At 64.9% G+C, this 19275-nt stretch carries 20 protein-coding genes and 1 pseudogene; 8 read left to right on the top strand and 13 right to left on the bottom strand.

All coding sequences use genetic code 11. The features are described 5' to 3' along the window. Window positions 1–49: 49 nt before the first annotated feature. Genes XARJCFBP2528_RS04545 through XARJCFBP2528_RS04535 form a run of 3 tightly spaced genes read right to left on the bottom strand, consistent with a single transcriptional unit; the run spans window position 50 to window position 3006 of the window. Window positions 50–1126, bottom strand: a complete 1077-nt coding sequence (locus XARJCFBP2528_RS04545) for a class III poly(R)-hydroxyalkanoic acid synthase subunit PhaC (protein WP_016904410.1) — start codon at window positions 1124–1126, stop codon at window positions 50–52. Further along, entirely contained in the window at window positions 1123–2289 is a 1167-nt protein-coding gene (gene phaE / locus XARJCFBP2528_RS04540; protein ID WP_026064800.1) for a class III poly(R)-hydroxyalkanoic acid synthase subunit PhaE, read from the bottom strand. Before phaE ends, XARJCFBP2528_RS04545 begins: the two co-directional genes overlap by 4 nt. A 54-nt stretch (window positions 2290–2343) precedes the next feature. Beyond that, the gene (locus XARJCFBP2528_RS04535) at window positions 2344–3006 is read right to left on the bottom strand and encodes a CDP-alcohol phosphatidyltransferase family protein (RefSeq protein ID WP_026064801.1); all 663 of its coding nucleotides are present in this window, start codon (window positions 3004–3006) and stop codon (window positions 2344–2346) included. Window positions 3007–3088: 82 nt separating this feature from the next. Between XARJCFBP2528_RS04535 and XARJCFBP2528_RS04530 the strand changes: the two genes are divergently transcribed. Next, on the top strand, window positions 3089–3850 hold the full coding sequence (locus tag XARJCFBP2528_RS04530) for a 3-hydroxybutyrate dehydrogenase (RefSeq protein ID WP_039511930.1): 762 nt from the start codon (window positions 3089–3091) through the stop codon (window positions 3848–3850). 321 nt (window positions 3851–4171) lie between these two features. On the opposite strand, the gene XARJCFBP2528_RS04525 is transcribed toward XARJCFBP2528_RS04530, so the two are convergent. From XARJCFBP2528_RS04525 to ppsR, 3 genes are all read right to left on the bottom strand, one after another. Continuing rightward, window positions 4172–4660, bottom strand: a complete 489-nt coding sequence (locus tag XARJCFBP2528_RS04525) for an NUDIX hydrolase (protein ID WP_016904414.1) — start codon at window positions 4658–4660, stop codon at window positions 4172–4174. Between the two features lie 64 nt (window positions 4661–4724). Next, window positions 4725–5234, bottom strand: a complete 510-nt coding sequence (locus XARJCFBP2528_RS04520) for a DUF1249 domain-containing protein (protein ID WP_016904415.1) — start codon at window positions 5232–5234, stop codon at window positions 4725–4727. Between the two features lie 199 nt (window positions 5235–5433). Further along, a complete protein-coding gene (gene ppsR, locus XARJCFBP2528_RS04515) occupies window positions 5434–6255 on the bottom strand; it encodes a posphoenolpyruvate synthetase regulatory kinase/phosphorylase PpsR (RefSeq protein WP_024939184.1) in 822 nt (273 codons plus the stop codon). A 142-nt stretch (window positions 6256–6397) separates the two neighbouring features. Here ppsR and ppsA point away from each other — a divergent pair, with 142 nt between their 5' ends. Continuing rightward, window positions 6398–8776, top strand: coding sequence for a phosphoenolpyruvate synthase (gene ppsA, locus XARJCFBP2528_RS04510; protein WP_039815786.1), 2379 nt, complete (start codon window positions 6398–6400; stop codon window positions 8774–8776). Beyond that, window positions 8776–9741, top strand: coding sequence for a mechanosensitive ion channel family protein (locus tag XARJCFBP2528_RS04505; RefSeq protein WP_016905101.1), 966 nt, complete (start codon window positions 8776–8778; stop codon window positions 9739–9741). Before ppsA ends, XARJCFBP2528_RS04505 begins: the two co-directional genes overlap by 1 nt. A 195-nt stretch (window positions 9742–9936) precedes the next feature. On the opposite strand, the gene orn is transcribed toward XARJCFBP2528_RS04505, so the two are convergent. The 3 genes from orn to mntR all read right to left on the bottom strand — a co-directional run bounded on the left by orn (window position 9937) and on the right by mntR (window position 11571). Further along, complete coding sequence (gene orn / locus XARJCFBP2528_RS04500; RefSeq protein ID WP_039511924.1) at window positions 9937–10521, bottom strand: oligoribonuclease; 585 nt, start codon at window positions 10519–10521, stop codon at window positions 9937–9939. Between the two features lie 70 nt (window positions 10522–10591). Next, entirely contained in the window at window positions 10592–11101 is a 510-nt protein-coding gene (gene tadA, locus XARJCFBP2528_RS04495; RefSeq protein ID WP_102596269.1) for a tRNA adenosine(34) deaminase TadA, read from the bottom strand. A gap of 2 nt (window positions 11102–11103) precedes the next feature. Beyond that, window positions 11104–11571, bottom strand: a complete 468-nt coding sequence (gene mntR / locus XARJCFBP2528_RS04490) for a manganese-binding transcriptional regulator MntR (protein WP_024939187.1) — start codon at window positions 11569–11571, stop codon at window positions 11104–11106. Window positions 11572–11715: 144 nt separating this feature from the next. Between mntR and XARJCFBP2528_RS04485 the strand changes: the two genes are divergently transcribed. The 4 genes from XARJCFBP2528_RS04485 to XARJCFBP2528_RS04470 all read left to right on the top strand — a co-directional run bounded on the left by XARJCFBP2528_RS04485 (window position 11716) and on the right by XARJCFBP2528_RS04470 (window position 16355). Further along, complete coding sequence (locus tag XARJCFBP2528_RS04485; protein ID WP_026064583.1) at window positions 11716–13062, top strand: Nramp family divalent metal transporter; 1347 nt, start codon at window positions 11716–11718, stop codon at window positions 13060–13062. A gap of 330 nt (window positions 13063–13392) precedes the next feature. Continuing rightward, a complete protein-coding gene (locus tag XARJCFBP2528_RS04480; RefSeq protein WP_016903531.1) occupies window positions 13393–14217 on the top strand; it encodes an alpha/beta fold hydrolase in 825 nt (274 codons plus the stop codon). 345 nt (window positions 14218–14562) lie between these two features. After that, complete coding sequence (locus tag XARJCFBP2528_RS04475; protein ID WP_047124350.1) at window positions 14563–15690, top strand: Cache 3/Cache 2 fusion domain-containing protein; 1128 nt, start codon at window positions 14563–14565, stop codon at window positions 15688–15690. A gap of 44 nt (window positions 15691–15734) precedes the next feature. Next, on the top strand, window positions 15735–16355 hold the full coding sequence (locus XARJCFBP2528_RS04470; RefSeq protein ID WP_016903529.1) for a DUF8082 domain-containing protein: 621 nt from the start codon (window positions 15735–15737) through the stop codon (window positions 16353–16355). 89 nt (window positions 16356–16444) lie between these two features. Here XARJCFBP2528_RS04470 and XARJCFBP2528_RS04465 read toward each other — a convergent pair whose 3' ends face one another. Beyond that, entirely contained in the window at window positions 16445–17008 is a 564-nt protein-coding gene (locus tag XARJCFBP2528_RS04465) for a TetR/AcrR family transcriptional regulator (RefSeq protein WP_016903528.1), read from the bottom strand. Window positions 17009–17095: 87 nt separating this feature from the next. Between XARJCFBP2528_RS04465 and XARJCFBP2528_RS04460 the strand changes: the two are divergent. Further along, window positions 17096–17838, top strand: a pseudogene (locus XARJCFBP2528_RS04460) (SDR family NAD(P)-dependent oxidoreductase). Window positions 17839–17996: 158 nt separating this feature from the next. Here the strand turns inward: XARJCFBP2528_RS04460 and XARJCFBP2528_RS24055 are convergent. The 3 genes from XARJCFBP2528_RS24055 to XARJCFBP2528_RS04450 are packed head-to-tail and all read right to left on the bottom strand — an operon-like array spanning window position 17997 to window position 19142. After that, a complete protein-coding gene (locus XARJCFBP2528_RS24055) occupies window positions 17997–18191 on the bottom strand; it encodes a hypothetical protein (protein ID WP_230673841.1) in 195 nt (64 codons plus the stop codon). 19 nt (window positions 18192–18210) lie between these two features. Next, window positions 18211–18654 carry a nucleotidyl transferase AbiEii/AbiGii toxin family protein gene (locus tag XARJCFBP2528_RS04455; RefSeq protein WP_230673838.1) on the bottom strand — a complete coding sequence of 148 codons (444 nt, stop codon included), beginning with the start codon at window positions 18652–18654 and terminating at the stop codon, window positions 18211–18213. After that, window positions 18651–19142 (bottom strand): helix-turn-helix domain-containing protein, encoded by a 492-nt coding sequence (locus tag XARJCFBP2528_RS04450; RefSeq protein ID WP_016903526.1) that lies wholly within the window; start codon window positions 19140–19142, stop codon window positions 18651–18653. The genes XARJCFBP2528_RS04455 and XARJCFBP2528_RS04450 overlap by 4 nt, the downstream gene beginning before the upstream one ends. Window positions 19143–19275: the final 133 nt, after the last annotated feature.

The following is a 19275-nucleotide window of genomic DNA, read 5'->3' as shown; positions in this document are numbered from 1 at the left end:
GTGATGGCTGCAGCGTCCGGTCTCACGTGCAGCGCAACGCGAACTCGCCTCACGCGTTGCCGCCCCGCTCCTGCAACCAACGGTGGATCGCCACCGGCACCTCGCGCTGCGCGCGCCCGGAGACATAGATGCCGATATGCCCGCCACGGAAACTCAGCTCGGTGTAGTCGTCGCTGCCGACCAGGCCACGCAATGCACGCGAGGCATCCGGCGGCACCAGATGATCGTGCTCGGCATAGATGTTGAGCACCGGCATGTCCACCACCTGCAGATCGACCGCTTCCCCGCCGATGCGTACCTGCCCGGTCACTAGGCCATTGCGCTGATAGAACTGGGTGACGAACTCGCGGAATGCCTCGCCGGCCAGGTCGGGCGAATCAAAGATCCACTTTTCCATGCGCAGGAAATCTTCCAGCGCCTGCTTGTCGTCGAGGATGTCGAGCAAGCCGACGTATTTCTGCAGATTCAGGCGGAACGGCTTGAGCATCAGGTAACTGGCGTTCATCAGATCCGCCGGCACGTTGCCCATGGTGTCCACGAACAGATCCACATCGACCATGCGCGCCCAGTTGGAGAGCATGTTGTCGGGGGTGTGGAAATCCACCGGCGTGACCATGGTGATCAGGTTGCGCACCTTCGGCCGCTGCAGCGCCGCATAGCACAGCGCAAACGTGCCGCCCTGGCAGATGCCGAGCACATCGACCGCCTCCAGCCCCGACTGCGCACGCAGGTGGTCCACCGCGCCATCGATGTAACGCAGCAGATAGTCCTCCAGCGTGAGGTAACGCTCGGAGCGGTCCGGGTAACCCCAGTCCAGCACGTAGACGTCCTGGCCGTGGCCCAGCAGGCCCTTGACCAGCGAGCGGTCGGCCTGCAGGTCGACCATGTATGGGCGGTTGACCAGCGCATAGACGATCAGCAGCGGCGTCCTGGCCACCGGCGCCTGCTCGCCGACAAAGCGGTACAGCACCACCTTGCCGTCGCGCCAGATTTCCTCGCGCTCGGTCACCCCGTAATCCACGTCTTCCACGCCGGGCAGCAACTTGAGCCCCTCGCGCAGCTTGCGCTGCATCGACAGGGTTTCCTGCATCAGGTCTTCGGCGCTGAATCCCAACGGGCCTTTCATGCCTGCGCTCCCCGTGGCTTGCGTGCGGCCGGCGTGCCGGGGGATGTTCCGCCGGAACGCCTGGAGGTGTTTTTCGACACCCTCGTGTCTTTCGTGTCTTTGGCCGGGGCGGTCTTCGCCGGCGATTTCCTGGCGGCCGGCGGCCGGGGCGCAGTATCCGCCCTGGCTGCCGGGGCGCGCTTGGCCGTGGCCGGCGCAACCGGGTCAGCCGCCGCTGCAGCGGGCTTGCCGGCCGGGCTGGCCGCGGTGCGCAGCAGGCGCCGCACCGCACGTTCCAGCTCGGCGATGCGGCGGTGCGCGGCGTCCATCTCCGAACGCGTGGGCATCCCGAAACGTTCGCTCAGCTGCTCCACTTCTTCCTGCAGCGCGGCGCGCAAGCGCATATGCGCATTGGCAAAGCCGCCGTACACCTCGCGAAACTGGTCGGATAGCGCGACGTCGGCATACGACTCTTCGGCAGCCTCGATCCACAGGTCGAACAAGGCACGCGCGCTGGTCAGCTGACTGCCGCTGCTTTCGTGCTCGCCCAGCTTGGAGGCAAACCGCCCGAATGCCTGCTCGATGGCCGACTTGAGTTGTTCGCCATAGGCCTGCGACTGCGCCTGGTATTCCTGCTGCGCACGGGCCAGCGTCTGCAGGCGCGCCTGGTGATTGCGGTTCAGGCCGAACGCCGGCATGTCCAGCCACGGCGCGTTTTCCTCCCGCCACTTTGCCAGGGCCTGCGCGGCGTCCTGCAGCCACGGGTCGAAGCCGCCCGGGCTGCCGCCACGCAGCGAGCCCAGCGTCCATTGCATCAGCTGCTCGCCCTGCCCCTGCACGGCACGGCGCCAGGCCTCGGAGACCTCGTTGGCCGAGGTGTCGCGCCCGGCAAACTGCGCGGCCACCTGCTGCATGGTGCCGAACCAGTCGCCGGCCTGATGACGAAAGCGGTCGATCGCCTCCTGCGCCTGCGGTGCGGCCTGGGTGGGCAGCAGCTGCGACCACCAGTCCATCGCCTTGCGCCAATCCTGCGGTGGCTCGGTGCCCGGCCCCATGCCGGGAACGGCGCCGGGCTGCGCAGCGGCGCCGGACTGGCCGTGGCGCATGGCATCTCCCCAGGCGCTCCAGTACTGGCGCGCCTTGTCTTCGAAGTTGCCGTTGTCCGAACCGCTGGTTGCCATGATCCCTTCCCGTGACTGTCCACCAGCCATCCTACCGCGTGCGCCCGGCTGTACCGGTCAGGGTTTGGGGATCCGCAACGTCTTGCTGATCATCAGCGAGCCGGACACCGCAAACAGCAGCACCAACGGGTGGAACTGCCACGGCCCGAGCTGCCACTGGCCCCACCACAAGGTCTGGCCGATATGGCCACTGCTGGCGGCCACCGCCAGCAGGATCACCAGCAGCAGGCTGGTGGGAATCGGGGTGCCTTCGAAGTACGGCACCTTGTCGGCCTCGCCGGCGATCTCTTCGGCGGTGACGTTGTAGCGCGCCAGCCGGCTCACGCCGCAGCAGACGAAATAGCTCAGCACCAGCCAGTCCCAGCCGCCGCGCATGCCGCAGGCATAGCCCAGTGCCGCAGGCGCCACCCCGAACGAGATCACGTCGGCCAGTGAATCCAGCTCGCGGCCCAGGGTCGAGGACGCCTTGCGCCAGCGCGCCACGTGGCCGTCCAGCGCATCGAACACGAATGCCAGCGGGATCAGCGCCATGCCCAGCAGCAGGTCGCCGCGATGGCCTTCCTGCAGGAAGCGCATCGACGCAAACACCGCGCCGGTGCCGCAGAAGGCGTTGGCCAGGGTGAACCAGTCCGCGAGTTGGAAATCGCGCAGCATCGAGAAATGGCGTTTCATGCGGAACCTGAGAGGAGCAAGGCGCAAAGGGTAACGCGCGCACGCCATGCAGGCGACCGTTTCGCGCTATCGGCTAGGCTGGCGATCAGCATGGCCGCTCCGGCCGGGCACGATCGACGACGAGGACAGCATGAAGCGCAGCATCCTGATCACCGGCGCAGGCAGCGGCATCGGCGCCGGCATCGCCACCGAGCTGGCCGCCGGCGGCCACCATCTGATCGTCAGCGATATGGACCTGGCGGCAGCCGAACGCACCGCGCAGCGCCTGCGCGATGCCGGCGGCTCGGCTGAAGCACTGGCGCTGGACGTAACCGATGACCACGGCATCACGCAGGCCTTGGCGCGCGTGACGCGCGCGCCGCAGGTGCTGGTCAACAATGCCGGCCTGCAGCAGGTTGCCGCGCTGGAAGACTTTCCGATGCAGCGCTGGGCCTTGCTGGTGGATGTGATGCTGACCGGCGCCGCACGGCTCAGCCGCGCGCTCCTGCCCGGCATGCGCGCGGCCGGCTACGGGCGCATCGTCAACATCGGCAGCATCCACTCGCTGGTCGCCAGCCCGTACAAGAGCGCGTATGTCGCCGCCAAGCACGGCCTGGTCGGCCTGGCCAAGGTTATCGCACTGGAAACCGCCGACTGCGACATCACCGTCAACACGTTATGCCCGAGCTATGTGCGCACCCCGTTGGTGGAGCGCCAGATCGCCGACCAGGCGCGCACGCGCGGCATCGCCGAAGAGGCGGTGATCCGCGATGTGATGCTCAAGCCGATGCCCAAGGGCGCCTTCATCGACTACGACGAACTCGCCGGTACGGTCGCGTTCCTGATGTCGCATGCCGCGCGCAACATCACCGGGCAGGCGATCGCCATCGACGGCGGCTGGACCGCGCAGTAAGTACGGCTGGCGAAATATTCACCACCCGGCGTGGCCGCATTGCGCCGCAAGGCGCGCGCGCAGTTGTCCACAGACTTGCGCAGGATTCATCCACAACCGGTGTGGAGAAGTGCGTGGAGGCGAATGCAGGCGGCAGGTCGCCACAGCGTGCCGCGCCGGCTTGCGGTTGCGCTCGCCAAGTCGATCGCGTGGCCTTAGCGCCGATGAAACGACATCCATGGCGAAGGGAGACGACACGCAAGTCCGGCACTGCGGTGACCGCGCCAGACAGCAGTAACGGCCGCGCTCGCCTGGGCGGCTGCGCACTCCCTCAATCCCCGCTCAGATGCGCGAATACGTCCACGACTGCATGCGCCCGTCGCGATACGGCATCACGCCATGAAACGGACGCGGGTCGCCATCGAAGACCAGCGGCAGGAAATTGCGGTCGCCCTCCCACATCGGCACCTGCTCCATACGGTCGATCGCCACCCATTCCAGCGTGCCCTCCGGGTTGGAGGCCTGCGGCTCCCCCTCGAAGCTGTGGATCAGGAATACGAAGCCCAGCCAGTCCTCGCCATGCTTGCCGAAGCCCGGCCAGCTGATGGTGCCGCGCAGTTGCATGTCGCCGCATTCCACCCCGGCCTCTTCGCGGATCTCGCGGCGCATGCCGGCCAGCACGTCTTCGTCCGGTTCCACCTTGCCGCCGAGCCCGTTGTATTTGCCCAGGTGCTGATCACCGGGGCGGGCATTGCGATGGATCATCAACACCTGTGTGCGGTCGGGCGACAACAGGTAGCCGAGCGTGGCGACGATGGGGGTATAGGGCATGGCGGGCGCGCTGGAATCGAGCGCATCAGTATGACCGATGCCGCGCGAGCGGCGTGGCGCAGCCTCAGCCGACGGCGGCCTGCGAGCCGGGACGCGGTGGCGCGACGTAGTCGGTATCCAGACGCAAGGTAGCCACGCCATGGCCGCGCTCGGCCAGATAGTCCAGCCACTTGCCCAGGAACGTGTTCATGCGCATGCGGTGGCTGATCAGCTCTGCCGGCGGCGGGAACATGCCCATCACGTCCTGCCAGCGACGGCCGACATAGCAATGGGTGGTCTCGGCCTGGCGCGCATCGCGATACAGGCGTACATAGGCCGACGGGTCAGGCTCGCCGGTGACCGGATCGCACAGGTCGTAGGTCAGCCGCAGCTCGACCGTGTAGCGGTGACACTCGATCACGTCCAGACGCAGGTCCAGCCCATCGCCGATGGACGACACATAGGAGCCGGGGGCGAGGTCGGCCGGTGCGAACAGCCGGGTCAGATGCTGAAAGTTTTCTGCGTACAAGCCCATCAGCCAGCCGAACCGGCTCAACTTGGGGATGCGTTCGAGTTTACTCAGTGCTTGCGCCATGAACCGATCCTACACGCTGCGCTGCCGCACGGGCAGCATTGACGACCGGCCACCGGCAGGCCTACCCTGGCGGAGCCCTGCCCCGCCCGCTTTATTTCCTTGACGCTCGCCGACCGGCCGTGACACGTCACGGCAGCTTCGGATCGTGGATACGCTACGCGCGTCTCCAGTCCCCAATCCCGCCAACCAGTCCCCCGCCTCAAAACATCTCGCGCTGCAGCCCCAGCGTGGACAACACCTTGCTGGAAATTTCCTCGATCGAGGTATTGGTGGTGCTCAAAGTCGGAATGCGCTCCATCTGGAACATGCGCTCGGCGGTGGCTACCTCGCGCCGGCAGGTCTCTGCCGCGCTGTAGCGTGAATTGGCGCGCCGCTCCTGGCGGATCTGCTGCAACCGCTCCGGGTCGATGGTCAGGCCGAACAACTTGCTGCGGTAATTGCGCAGGCGCGGCGGCAGACGCTCGTTTTCCAGATCCTCCTCGGTCAACGGATAGTTGGCGGCGCGGATGCCGTAATGCAATGCCAGATAGATGCAGGTCGGCGTCTTGCCGGCGCGCGACACCGCCACCAGGATCACGTCGGCCTCGTCGTAATTGAGCGCGATACCGTCGTCGTGGCTCAGCGCGAAGTTCATCGCGTTGATGCGGCGGTGATAGGTCTCGAAGTCGACCATGCCGTGCGCACGCCCCACGCGTGAATGCCGCGGCGCATTGAGCTCGCGCTCCAGCGGCTCGATGAAGGGCGCGAATACATCCAGCATCAAGGCGCCGCTTTCGGCCAGGATCATGCTCAGCTGGGGATCGACGCAGGAATTGACCACCACCGGGCGCACCTGGTACCGCTCGCCTGCCGCGCGCACCCGCAGCGCCGCATCGCGCGCTTTTTCTGCATCGTCAATGAACGACATGCGGTCGGTGACGAAGTTGAATCCACTGAACTGCGTGAGCAGGCTATGCCCAATCGTTTCAGCGGTGATACCGGTTCCATCGGAGACGTAGAACACCGGTCGAATTGTTGACATCAAGACCACCTCTTTGAACTGGTGTCCCAAACTTACGGGTTCATGCTTGTGCAGATTCCGCTGTGCACTGCATCATAGCGGCTTCTTCCTACGGACGCGGCCATCCAGCCCGCTCGGGCGATGGCCATACGGAGCATCGCGCTTGAACGAGAATATCCTGTGGTTGCATGAGCTACGCCTGGCCGATCTGGCCCGCGTAGGTGGTAAGAATTCCTCGCTCGGCGAGATGATCGGCAACCTTGCCGGGCTTGGCGTTTCGGTTCCCGGTGGATATGCGACCACTGCCGAGGCTTTCAAGGACTTCATCGCGCACAACGATCTGTCCAAGCGCATCTTCGACAAGCTGGCGACGCTGGATGTCGAAGACGTGGCTGCCCTCACCGTTGCCGGCAAGGAAATCCGCGGCTGGGTGATCGATGCTCCGCTGCAGCCGGAACTGGACCGCGATATCCGCACCGCGTACGCACAGCTGTGTGCGGAAAACGGTGGTGGCGAAGTGGCCGTGGCGGTGCGTTCGTCGGCCACTGCCGAAGATCTGCCCGATGCCTCGTTCGCCGGCCAGCAGGAGACCTTCCTCAACGTGACCGGTGCCGACGATGTCGTGCACAAGGTCAAGGAAGTGTTCGCCAGCCTCTACAACGACCGCGCAATCGCCTACCGCGTGCATCATGGCTTCAAGCACGAAGACGTGTTCCTGTCGGCCGGCGTGCAGTTGATGGTGCGCTCGGGCGTCGGTGCGGCCGGCGTGCTGTTCACGCTGGACACCGAATCGGGCTTTCGCGACGTGGTGTTCGTCACCTCCAGCTTCGGTCTGGGCGAGATGGTGGTGCAAGGCGCGGTCAACCCGGACGAGTTCTACGTCTACAAGCCCACGCTGACCGCAGGCAAGCCGGCGATCCTGCGCCGCTCGCTCGGCAGCAAGGCGATCCGCATGGTCTACTCGGATGTGCCCGGCGAACGCGTGCGCACCGAAGACACGCCGGTGGAACTGCGCAGCACCTTCTCGATCAGCGACGAAGACGTGCAGGAGCTTTCCAAGCAGGCGCTGGTGATCGAAAAGCATTACGGCCGCCCGATGGACATCGAGTGGGCCAAGGACGGTGTCAGCGGCAAGCTGTTCATCGTGCAGGCGCGTCCGGAAACCGTGAAGTCGCGCAGCCACGCCACCCAGATCGAGCGTTTCTCGCTGGAAGCCAAGGACGCCAAGATCCTGGTCGAAGGCCGTGCAGTGGGCGCCAAGATCGGCAGCGGCGTGGCACGCGTGGTGCGCTCGCTGGACGACATGAATCGCGTGCAGGCCGGCGACGTCTTGATCGCCGACATGACCGATCCCGATTGGGAGCCGGTGATGAAGCGTGCCTCGGCCATCGTCACCAACCGCGGCGGCCGCACCTGCCACGCGGCGATCATCGCGCGTGAACTCGGCGTGCCGGCCGTGGTCGGCTCGGGCAACGCCACCGATGTGATCAGCGACGGTCAGGAAGTGACGGTGAGCTGCGCCGAAGGCGATACCGGCTTCATCTACGACGGCCTGCTGCCGTTCGAGCGCACCACCACCGACCTGGGCAACATGCCGCCTGCCCCGCTCAAGATCATGATGAACGTGGCCAACCCGGAGCGCGCGTTCGACTTCGGCCAGTTGCCCAACGCCGGCATCGGCCTGGCGCGTCTGGAAATGATCATCGCCGCGCACATCGGCATCCATCCCAACGCGCTGCTTGAATACGACAAGCAGGACGCTGACGTCCGCAAGAAGATCGACGCCAAGACCGCCGGCTACGGCGACCCGGTGAGCTTCTACGTCAATCGCCTGGCCGAGGGCATCGCAACGCTGACCGCCTCGGTGGCACCGAACACGGTGATCGTGCGCCTGTCGGACTTCAAGTCCAACGAGTACGCCAACCTGATCGGCGGCTCGCGTTACGAACCGCATGAAGAGAACCCGATGATCGGCTTCCGTGGCGCCAGCCGCTACGTCGATCCGTCCTTCACCAAGGCCTTCGCGCTGGAGTGCAAGGCGGTGCTGAAGGTACGCAACGAGATGGGCCTGGACAACCTCTGGGTGATGATCCCGTTCGTGCGCACGCTGGAAGAAGGCCGCAAGGTGATCGAGGTGCTGGAGCAGAACGGGCTCAAGCAGGGCGAGAACGGCCTGAAGATCATCATGATGTGCGAGCTGCCGTCCAATGCGCTGCTGGCCGACGAGTTCCTGGAGATCTTCGATGGTTTCTCGATCGGCTCCAACGACCTGACCCAGCTGACCCTGGGCCTGGACCGCGACTCGTCGATCGTGGCGCACCTGTTCGACGAGCGGAACCCGGCGGTCAAGAAGCTGCTGTCGATGGCGATCAAGTCGGCGCGCGCCAAGGGCAAGTACGTGGGCATCTGCGGCCAGGGGCCGTCCGATCACCCGGAACTAGCCGAGTGGCTGATGCAGGAAGGGATCGAGTCGGTATCGCTGAATCCTGACACCGTGGTCGACACCTGGCTGCGTCTGGCCAAGTTGAAGAGCGAGAGCTGATGGGTATGTTGGGTGCGGTGTTGGCGGCGGCTGCGGGAGCAGTCGCCGCAAGGCCGGTGGCGGCCAAGACGGCGGAGCCGGCGTTCAACTGGGCCAATATCCCGTGGGCACAATACGCGCTCAACTGGGGGCTTGCGCTGCTGATCGTGGTGGTCGGCATGTGGCTGGCCAAGCAACTCAGCCAGTGGCTGCACCGTGCGCTGACCCGCGCACGCATCGAGATCACGCTGACCAACTTCCTGCGCAACGTGTTGTATGCGTTGCTGCTGGTGCTGGTCTTCGTCAGTGCGCTGAGCAAGATCGGCGTGCCGCCGACCTCGCTGATCGCGGTGCTGGGTGCGGCCGGCCTGGCGGTCGGTCTGGCGTTGAAGGACTCGCTGTCCAATATCGCTGCAGGCGTGATGCTGATCGTGCTGCGGCCGATGCGCGATGGCGACCATGTGGTGATTGCCGGCCAGGAAGGCATCGTCGACGAGATCCGGATCTTCCAGACCCGGATCCGCTCGTTCGACGAGCGCATGATCACCCTGCCCAACAGCACCATCACCACCTCGCCGATCGTCAACTACAGCACCCTGCCCAACCGGCGCCTGGAAGTGACCGTGGGCGTGGGCTACGGCGACGATCTGAAGAAAGCCCAGCAGCTGTTGCTGCAGATCGCCAAGGACAATCCGAACCTCCTGGAGTCGCCGGCACCGTTCGTGCAGGTCACCAACCTGGGCGAAAGCACGGTGGATCTGATGTTGTTCGCATATGCAACCAACGGCAATTTCGGCGCGGCCAAGAGCACCACGCTGGAACAGATCCGCAACCAGTTGCTGGAAAACGGGCTCAACATCCCGTATCCGCAGCGCGACCTGCACGTGTATCACCACGATGCCGACGGCAAGCCGATCTCCGACCTGCTGCTGAAAGGCATCGCCGACGACGGCGACCTGAGCAAGGGTCCGCCGCTGGCACGCTGATACATTCAATGGCGTGATGGAAAAGCAAAAGGCCGCATCGAACGATGCGGCCTTTTTATTGGATGCGTTGCAACTATGTGGCTTCTAGCCTGCCTGGTCGGCAGCAAACGTTACCGGACGTGCGCCTGCGCGTGGCCCGCAACTGGGCGCCGTCGATCAACACCCTAGTAGCGTGCAACGACGTCGTGCCAGCGCTCAGGCCGGCACGTCGGCCTGGGAATCGCCGCCCAGCGCGCCCATGAACTGGCGGTAGTGGCGCAGCTCGTCGATCGAATCGCGCACATCGCTCAACGCGGTGTGGGCCGAGCTCTTGGCAAAGCCATTGGCCACCGTCGGCGCCCAACGCCGTGCCAGCTCCTTGATGGTGGACACGTCCAGGTTGCGGTAGTGGAAGTAGCGCTCCAGGCGCGACATCTGGCGGTGCAGGAAGCGGCGGTCCTGGCAGATCGAATTGCCGCACATCGGCGAGGCGCCAGCGCGGATCCACTCGCTCAGGAAGGCCACCGTCTGCGCCTCGGCCTGGGCATGGCTAACCTGGCTGTCGAGCACGCGCTGCCACAGCCCCGAACGGCGGTGCTGATTGCGGTTCCACTCGTCCATGGCTTCAAGTGTGGCCAGCGGGTGGGCGATGGCCAGCTCCGGCCCTTCGGCAAGCACGTTCAACTGCGCATCGGTCACGATGGTGGCGATCTCGATGATGGAATCGCGATCGGTATCCAGGCCGGTCATTTCCAGATCGATCCAGATCAGTCGGTCGTTGCCTGCAAGGGTGTCTGCCATATCGCCGTCCTGTGGAGGGCCGTCGCCGGCCGGATGCTGAAGGGCGCGCATCATACCGCGGCCGCGCCGCTCAGGGCGCGAGCGGCGGCTTGCCGCGCTTGGCCCTGAAGTAATTGGTCAGGCGCAGACCGGCCTCGGCGGCCAGCACGCCACCGCTGACCTGCACGCGGTGGTTATGGCGCGGGTCGGCGGGCAGATCGAACACGCTGCCGCAGGCGCCGGTCTTGGGGTCGCTGGCGGCGAACACCACCCGCGCGATGCGTGCGTGGATCATCGCCATCGCGCACATCGCGCATGGCTCCAGCGTGACATACAGCGTGCAGCCGATCAGCCGGTGGTTGGCCAGGCGGCGGCCGCCTTCGCGCAGCGCCATGATCTCGGCATGCGCGCTGGGATCGTGGCTGGCGATATTGAAGTTCCAGCCCTCGCCCAGCACGGTGCCCCCGGCATCGACCAGCAGCGCGCCGACCGGGATCTCGTCAAAGTCGCGTTCGGCACGCTCGGCCAGTTGCAGGGCGCGTTGCATCCACCGTTGGTCGATCAGCGCCTGCGCCGCGTCTACCGACGTTTCCACCGGCATGCTCACGCGGCGCTGCCGCCCTGGCGATCCAGGAAGGCGGCGAACGCGGCCACGGTGGCTTCGCTGACATGGTGCTCGATGCCTTCGGCGTCGCGGCGCGCGGTGGCCTCGTCGATGCCCAGGGCAAGCAGGAAACGCTCGACGATCTGATGGCGCTGCCGGCTGGACGCCGCCAGCGCCTCGCCGGCCGGGGTCAGGAACACGCCGCGGTACGGGCGCTGCACCACCCAGCCGTCGCGCACCAGCCGCTTGAGCATCTTGGCCACGGTCGGCTGCGCCACGCCCAGGCGCGCGGCGATATCGACCTGACGCGCCTCGCCGCCGTCGACCAGCAGGTCGGAGATCAGCTCCACATAGTCCTCGACCAGCTCGGCGCGGCGCGCTTCGCGCACCTGACGGAAGCTCTCCATATGCACCTGCGCGTCGATCAGCGCCGGCGCGGCTGCTTCCAGCTTTTCGCTCTTGCCCACCCTCATCCCCGTCATCACGTCCGGCGCCAGTGCCGGGATGCGTAGTTTGAAGCACGCAGCCGATCATTACGATTTAAATTGCCAATGCTCAACAGCATAGCACTTGCTATATCATCGGTGTGACTCCTTGCCAGCCTGCTCCGCATGTCCGTCGATCTCCGTCCTCACCCGACCTCGCCCCTCCCCTTGCCGGCCGCGGCCAATGGCGGGCTGGGCGATCACCACGCCAGCGTCGCCGTACCCAAGGGCGGCCACTGGTGGTTCCGGCTGCTGGCGTTTCTGGGCCCGGGCTACATGGTGTCGGTCGGGTACATGGACCCGGGCAACTGGGCCACCGACCTGGCCGGCGGCTCGCAGTTCGGCTATCTGCTGCTGTCGGTGATCCTGCTGTCCAACCTGATGGCGATCGTGCTGCAGAGCCTGTCGGCGCGGCTGGGCATCGCGACCGGGCTGGACCTGGCGCAGGCCTGCCGGGCGCGCTACCCGCGCGGAGTGAACCTGGCGCTGTGGGGCATCTGCGAACTGGCGATCATCGCCTGCGATCTGGCCGAGGTGATCGGCACCGCCATTGCGTTGAAGCTGTTGTTCGGCATTCCGCTGACCGTGGGCGCCATCATCACCGCGGTGGACGTGGTGCTGGTGCTGTTGCTGATGAACCGCGGTTTCCGTGCGCTGGAAGCGTTCGTGATCGCGCTGCTGTTGATCATCTTCGTCTGCTTCGGCATCCAGATCGCGCTGGCGGCACCACCGATCGCCGCCGTGCTGGGCGGCTTCATTCCGCGTGCGCAGGTTGTCACCGACCCGCGCGCGCTGTGTCTGGCGATCGGCATCATCGGTGCGACGGTGATGCCGCACAACCTGTACCTGCATTCGTCGATCGTGCAGACACGTGCGTATCCGCGCACCGATGCGGGCCGCAAGTCGGCGCTGCGCTGGGCGGTGACCGACAGCACCGTGGCGTTGATGTTCGCGCTGTTCATCAACGCCTCGATCCTGATCCTGGCGGCGGCGGTGTTCCATGCGCAGGGCCGCACCGATGTGCAGGAAATCGAACAGGCCCACGCCCTGCTCGCGCCAATGCTGGGCGTGGGCCTGGCCTCGACGCTGTTCGCAGTGGCGCTGCTGGCCTCCGGCGTCAATTCGACCGTCACTGCCACGCTGGCCGGGCAGATCGTGATGGAAGGCTTTCTGCAACTGCGTTTGCCGCCGTGGCTGCGGCGCCTGCTGACGCGCGGCATCGCCATCGTGCCGGTGGTGATCGTGACCTGGTTGTATGGCGAGGCCGGTACCGCGCGGCTCCTGGTGCTCAGCCAGGTGGTGCTGTCGATGCAGCTGCCGTTTGCGGTGATCCCGCTGGTGCGCTTCGTGTCGGATCGTGAGTTGATGGGCGCGCTGGTGACACCGCCTTGGCTGGTGCGCATCGCCTGGTTCATTGCGGCGGTGATCGTCGGCTTGAACCTGAAGCTGCTGTGGGATACCGCCCTGCAGTGATCCGTCTGGGCGATCTGTCGCAGCCGTCAGCTTGCGGTCGAGGCTGATGCGTTGTTGGCCCCGCGCGTACCGCGTGCGCAACGACCAATTCGACGCGTGTTCTCCCGACCGCATCACGCCAGGCCCGTGATCACGACGTCCGGATTGCATGCCCTCGCCTGCGGCAGCGCCCATGCCTCCGTTCGAGACGCGCCCGGTCGACGCAGCTTTCTCATCTCTGCAACGGCCGCTCTGGCAGCGTTAGCGCTGCCGAGCTTGGCCAGTGCTGTCCCGGCGCTACGCGCTCATCCCACCACGCCGCCCCACCCGACCAATAACGGAGTCAACCCGATGTCCAATTTCGTCACCCGCCCCGACGGCGCCAACATTTTTTACAAGGACTGGGGCAACGGCCAGCCGGTGGTGTTCTCGCACGGCTGGCCGCTCAGCGCCGATGCCTGGGACGCGCAGATGCTGTTCATGGGCCAACACGGCTTCCGCGTGATCGCGCATGACCGCCGCAGTCATGGCCGCTCGTCGCAAACCTGGGACGGCAACGACATGGACACCTACGCCGACGATCTGGCGGCAGTGATCGAGCAGCTGAACCTACAGGACGCGATCCTGGTCGGCCATTCCACCGGCGGTGGCGAAGTGGCGCATTACATCGGCCGCCATGGCAGCAAGCGCGTGGCCAAGGTGGTGCTGGTCGGCGCGGTGCCGCCGCAGATGGTCAAGAGCCCGACCAATCCCGGTGGACTGCCGATCAGCGTGTTCGACGGCATCCGCGAAGGTGTGGCCAAGGACCGTTCGCAGTTCTACCAGGAGTTGACCACGGCGTTCTTCGGCGCCAACCGCGACGGCCACAAGGTCACCCAGGGCATGCGCGATGCGTTCTGGCTGCAGGGCATGCTGGGCGGCCACAAGGGCCAATACGACTGCATCAAGCAGTTCTCCGAAGTGGACTACACCCCGGACCTGGAGAAGATCGATGTGCCGGCATTGGTGGTGCATGGCGACGACGACCAGATCGTGCCGATCGATGCATCGGGCAAGCTGTCGGCCAAGATCATCCAGAACGCCGAACTGAAGATCTACGCCGGCGCTCCGCATGGCCTGCCCGTCACCCATGCCGATCAGTTCAATCAGGACCTGTTGGCCTTCGCGAAAGCCTGATCCGGTTCGATCCGGGACACCAAGCCGGCTCGCGAGAGTCGGCTTTTCTATGCGCTTCTCCTTCGCGCTGCCGGCTTCCAGGCGCGCAAAGGCCATCGCGCCGTTCGTCGGCCACGCCCATCGCGCCCCAAGCCTGTGACGTTCTCGACCGTTCTTGAACGCCACGCCACTTGACGCAGCCGCCGCGCTTCCAAAACGATCGGCTTGAGCTATCGTATGCACCGCCAGCGGCGTGGGGGCCGCTTCAGCATCATGCGCAACAGCCGATAACGGCTAGGTCCGACCGCTGCCGGGGGGCTGCGACGGCGTTCGATCCAATCACTAAACGCGTTCAGGGGAATTGCGATGCTTCGTCACTCTTTGCGGGTGCGCCTGCTGTTGCCGGTGCTGGCCTTGGTGCTGGTCGTGGTGGTGGCACTGACGGTCATTCTGGCCATTACCGAAGCGAACCGGGTCAAGTTCGAGACCGGCGACGCGATCGAGCGCCAGTCGGTGTCCTTGCAGACCCTGTTCTCGGTCACCCGCGCGATGATGCTCGATCGCGTCAATTCCTCCATGCGCCAGCTGCGCAAGGAAGCCAACGCACACGGCGCCGCCAGCGTCGGCAACGAAGTGCGCGTGGGCGAGCGCAGCGCCAACGACCTGCTGCTGGGCCAGAAGGCGCAGGCCAACGTCTTCGACATGCTCGACGAGGTCACCGCCATCCACGAAGGCACCGCCACGCTGTTCTCGCGCACCGGCGATGACTTCGTGCGCATCTCCACCAACGTCAAGAAGGACGACGGCAGCCGCGCCATCGGCACCGTGCTCGATCCCAACGGCCAGGCCGCCGCCAAGCTGCGCAACGGCGAAAGCTTCTACGGCGTGGTCGACATCCTCGGCAACCCGTACGTCACCGGCTACGAGCCGATCTTCGCAGGCAACGACAAGCGCGTGATCGGTGCCTGGTACGTCGGCTACAAGGCCGACACCCAGGCGCTGGAAAACGTGGTCAGCAGCCGTCGCGTGCTCGACTCCGGCTTCATCGCCGTGTTCGACAGCAAGAACAAGCTGCGCTTCCAGTCCACCACCGGTGCCACCACCGACACCGCCACCATCGAGCGGATCGTCAAGGAAACGCCCAACGACTGGGTCGTCACCAAGCAGGAAGTGCCCGATTGGGGCTTCACCCTGGTGTCGGCCTACCCCAAGAGCGACGTCAATGGCGTGATCGTGCGCCAGTCGCTGTGGATCGCCGGCATCGGCCTGCTGGTGTGCGCGCTGTTGCTCGGCCTGCAGTGGGCGTTGATCTGGAGCCGCGTGCTGCGCCCGATCCAGCACCTGACCACCGTGGCCGAAGAGCTGAGCCTGGGCAAGTGGAACCACACCATCGAGGAGGTCAACCTCAAGGATGAAATTGGTACCTTGGCGCGCGCCATCTCCCGCCTGTCCAACAGTGTCCGGCTGGCCATGGAGCGGCTCAGCAAACGCTGAGCTGCGCGCACCCATTCCGTACCAGATGATGCAAGGAAGACGCCATGTCCACTGAATTCCGTCCGCTGATCGAGGTCCTGCGCGAGCTCAAGGCGCTGGCACTGAAGAAGGCGTCCGGCTTTCTGTTCATCGTCACCGAGGAGAACCACTCCTGCATCATCCGCCTCAACGCCGGGCAGATCGAAGAGGTGGTGTTCCGCATGCTGCGCAATGACGAGGCGGTGCAACGCCTCACCATGGTCAATGCGGCCAAGGCCCGCTTCCAGGCCGATCCCGGCGCCGGCATGGGCAAGCCCTCGCTGCTGAGCGATGACTCGCGGCAGTGGTTGATGGGCGGCTTCGAACAGGATCTGGGTGGTACGCCGGCACCGCCGCGGGCAGCGGTTGCAGCGGCTCAGGCACAGGCCGCAGCAACGCCGCTCGCCGCACCGAACGCAGCACCTGCAGGCGCTGGCTCCCCACCCGACGAGCGCGTCCGCGATGCGCTGGAAAAGGTCGCGCTGAATTATCTTGGCCCGATCGCCGGCATGCTCTGCGACGAAGCCTGGGACGCATCGAGCGACATCGAACAAGTGCTCAATCAGCTGGGCGCCAACCTCTCCACGCCGCAGGAAACACAGAAGTTCATGGCCGATGCGCGCGTGGCGCTGGCCAAGCTGCGCTGACGGGCAACTGCAATAGATCAAGGATCAAGCCGCGCATTGCGCGGTTTTTTTTGCGCCCACTCGTGCGGAGATAGCGGAATTATCGGTGGCTAACCGGGACTTTTCACGCTTATGCCATTCAAGAACAAGTCGACGAAATGCCCGATACGCGATTCCGATGAATGGTCATTTTCGACTGCAAGGGAAATGGCAGTCACCACGCAAATGAAATCCTCATACGTGACGTCGCCACGGATCGCACCCGCGTCCTGCCCGCGCCGAAGCAGCCGGCGCCCTTCTGCGGTGATCGCATGACAGCCGGGCGTCCCGCATTGGATAACAGCCCCGATCGAAGCAGCAAGGCTCTGATAAATGCTCGTGTTCCTGGCAAGTTCTTCCAGGTACGCGCGTACCGCCTCGCCTGGAGCAAGGTCTCGGTCGCGCGCACGGCTGGCTTGCGCCAGCGACAGGAAACGCTCGTTGCTGGTCGCGGCTAACAGTGCCTCGCGCGTGGGAAAGCGACGATACAGCGTACCGATGCCGACACCTGCGCGCTTGGCAACTTCCTCCAGCGGGACACCAGCTCCTTTTTCCAGAAAAAGCGCTTCAGCTGCAGAAAGGATGAGTTCCCGATTTTTCTGCGCGTCGGCCCGAAGGGCAGGTTCATCACTCACGCTTTTTCCTCCTCACTCTTGTCAAGTGGAGGCTACCTCCATATCATAAGTGGAGCAATCCTCCACATTTGAAGAAGGCACCGGCAAATGACGAACCGTTTCGAAGACAAAGTGGTGGTGATCACAGGGGGCAGCGACGGCATCGGCCTGGCAACGGCGAAGCTGTTCGCGATAGAAGGCGCGCAGGTGTACATCACCGGGCGTCGGCAAGAAGCACTTGCCGAGGCCGTAAAGGAGATCGGCTACGGAGCAGTCGTGTGCAAGGCGATGTCACCAACTCCGGTGACGTCGCCCGGCTATACGAACGGATCCAACGCGATCACCACAAGGTCGATGTCGTGTTCGCCAATGCGGGCATCTACGAGGTCGTCCCACTCGACGCGATCGACGATACGCATTTCGACGCGACCTTCGACGTCAATGTGAAAGGCATGGTGTTCACCGTGCAAAAAGCGCTACCGCTGATGACTGCAGGCAGCGCTATCGTCCTCAACGGCTCCATCGCAGGAAGCAAAGGACTGCCAGGCCAGTCTCTTTACAACGCCAGCAAGGCCGCGGTGCGCTCGTTTGCCCGAAGCTGGACCACTGACCTCAAGGAGCGAGGCATCCGCGTAAACGTCGTCTCGCCTGGTGGCACGCAAACGCGCCTGATACGCAGCTACCTCGACTCACAACCGGAAGTTGAAGAGGCGCTGAGTAAAAGTGTTCCACTTGGGCGGTTGGCCGAACCGAACGAGGTAGCACGGGCAGTCCTCTTCCTGGCATCCAGCGAGAGCAGCTTTGTCGCCGGCCATGAGCTTTTCGTCGACGGTGGTGTCGCTGCGGTTTAGGCCTTGGGCGAGGCGCGTGCGGTGCATGGCGATCACTGCGCGTCGAAGCCGTGCGGATCGTGCAGGCATGACTGCGTCTCTGATCGGAACGCTTCGTCGAGCGCAGGGTATCCCGCTGTGCGGTCTTGTTTGACACAAAGGCTCGATGCAGCAAGGGATTACAGTTCGCCCAGGAAGTCCCCGACCACGGCGACGCAATGATCGAAGCTGGGCGTGTAATCCAGCATGGCGATGGCGTTGAACGCGGCGCGCAGGCCGGCATGCGGCGCCTGGATCTGGGACAGAAACGCCTCCCGATAGCGTAGGAGAAACGGCGTCGCCGCCAGAAGCTGCTGAGGCTCGCGCTCGATCACGAGCGCCAGGTCGAAAAGATCACGCGCCGTGACCCGATCGCCACGGTGGTACATCCTTCTTGGCAATGATTTCGGCAGCTGTCTCCACCTTCACGGCGCGACCGCCGATATCCCAGGTGTCCCAGGCGTCGTTCAGCAGATTGGGAGCGGCAACGAAGTCGACCTCGCCCTCCTCGAACTGCAGTTTGACGAAGGCGCCTGGCTGCTCAGTGTAGTCCTGCGTCAAGTCCGCCGCCGAGTCGCTCAAACGAGGCGTGACAAAGCCGAGGTACTGCGGATCGGGCACGAAAATGTCGATATCCTTGCTCAGCCGATGGCGGTGACGGAACATCAGCACGGTTCCACCGCCCAGGGTCCAGAACGGGTCCGTGATGCCGCCGTACTGGCTGATCTCGTCGATCAGCGCCAACGCCCGCGGGAAAAGCTTCTCCCATGAACCGCCGGGCAGTGCCACGGGCTTCATGCCCACAGCGCCCGACGGTGCACGGACAAGGACCCGGCCAGCTTCGCCACGTTGCGCCAGACCTGCCTTGGCGGCAGGTGCGCACGCGAGGCCGCCTCTTCCACGGCCATCACGACGATGGGCACAGGCGCCTCGTCGAGTAAATGTGTCAGGTGAGGGGCAAATGGAGCAGGCACTTCGCCACTCGCCAGGGCCTGCTCCAGCGCCTCGGGCGCCAGTTCTCGTGCATAGCTGACGCTCACCGTCTTGGCCGCCATCCACAGGCCGCGCTTCTTGCGCCTCGCTTGCGTATCGAGCTTGGGACTATCCAAGCCCAGTACCGCCGTCACCTGCCCCACACGGTTGACGCCAAGATCGCTCAGCGTGCCATTTTCCAGGCCGACCAGGGTCTGGCGAGACAGTCCGCTCAAGTGTGCCAACTGCGCTTGGGACAGGCCCAGCTCAGTGCGCCGGGTTCGCACGACATGGCCGATATCGATGAGGTTCATGGCAGGCGCGCTAGTTAGGCTAAATGTCTAATATTTTTTACACAATACACCCGCCTATCACCACCTGCAAGAAGGCAGATGTGCAGGCCGTCCTCCCTATTTCGCTGCGATGGCTCTTATCTAGCCGATATCT

The organism is Xanthomonas arboricola pv. juglandis, from assembly GCF_001013475.1.
In the GTDB taxonomy this organism is placed as follows: Bacteria; Pseudomonadota; Gammaproteobacteria; order Xanthomonadales; family Xanthomonadaceae; genus Xanthomonas; species Xanthomonas arboricola.
This window is presented reverse-complemented; position numbering and strand designations above follow the sequence as displayed.

What these genes read in the sequence shown, in the direction of transcription:
- XARJCFBP2528_RS04455 (WP_230673838.1), bottom strand. Translation starts at nt 18,654, where the DNA reads ATGAAGCCCGTGGCACTGCCCGGCGGTTCATGGGAGAAGCTTTTCCCG.
- XARJCFBP2528_RS04520 (WP_016904415.1), bottom strand. Translation starts at nt 5,234, where the DNA reads ATGGCGCAAGCACTGAGTAAACTCGAACGCATCCCCAAGTTGAGCCGG.
- ppsR (WP_024939184.1), bottom strand. Translation starts at nt 6,255, where the DNA reads ATGTCAACAATTCGACCGGTGTTCTACGTCTCCGATGGAACCGGTATC.
- XARJCFBP2528_RS04545 (WP_016904410.1), bottom strand. Translation starts at nt 1,126, where the DNA reads ATGAAAGGCCCGTTGGGATTCAGCGCCGAAGACCTGATGCAGGAAACC.
- XARJCFBP2528_RS04470 (WP_016903529.1), top strand. Translation starts at nt 15,735, where the DNA reads ATGTCCACTGAATTCCGTCCGCTGATCGAGGTCCTGCGCGAGCTCAAG.
- XARJCFBP2528_RS04485 (WP_026064583.1), top strand. Translation starts at nt 11,716, where the DNA reads ATGTCCGTCGATCTCCGTCCTCACCCGACCTCGCCCCTCCCCTTGCCG.
- XARJCFBP2528_RS04450 (WP_016903526.1), bottom strand. Translation starts at nt 19,142, where the DNA reads ATGAACCTCATCGATATCGGCCATGTCGTGCGAACCCGGCGCACTGAG.
- tadA (WP_102596269.1), bottom strand. Translation starts at nt 11,101, where the DNA reads ATGCCGGTGGAAACGTCGGTAGACGCGGCGCAGGCGCTGATCGACCAA.
- XARJCFBP2528_RS04480 (WP_016903531.1), top strand. Translation starts at nt 13,393, where the DNA reads ATGTCCAATTTCGTCACCCGCCCCGACGGCGCCAACATTTTTTACAAG.
- XARJCFBP2528_RS04475 (WP_047124350.1), top strand. Translation starts at nt 14,563, where the DNA reads ATGCTTCGTCACTCTTTGCGGGTGCGCCTGCTGTTGCCGGTGCTGGCC.
- XARJCFBP2528_RS04525 (WP_016904414.1), bottom strand. Translation starts at nt 4,660, where the DNA reads ATGCCCTATACCCCCATCGTCGCCACGCTCGGCTACCTGTTGTCGCCC.
- XARJCFBP2528_RS04505 (WP_016905101.1), top strand. Translation starts at nt 8,776, where the DNA reads ATGGGTATGTTGGGTGCGGTGTTGGCGGCGGCTGCGGGAGCAGTCGCC.
- orn (WP_039511924.1), bottom strand. Translation starts at nt 10,521, where the DNA reads ATGGCAGACACCCTTGCAGGCAACGACCGACTGATCTGGATCGATCTG.
- XARJCFBP2528_RS04530 (WP_039511930.1), top strand. Translation starts at nt 3,089, where the DNA reads ATGAAGCGCAGCATCCTGATCACCGGCGCAGGCAGCGGCATCGGCGCC.
- XARJCFBP2528_RS04535 (WP_026064801.1), bottom strand. Translation starts at nt 3,006, where the DNA reads ATGGCGTGCGCGCGTTACCCTTTGCGCCTTGCTCCTCTCAGGTTCCGC.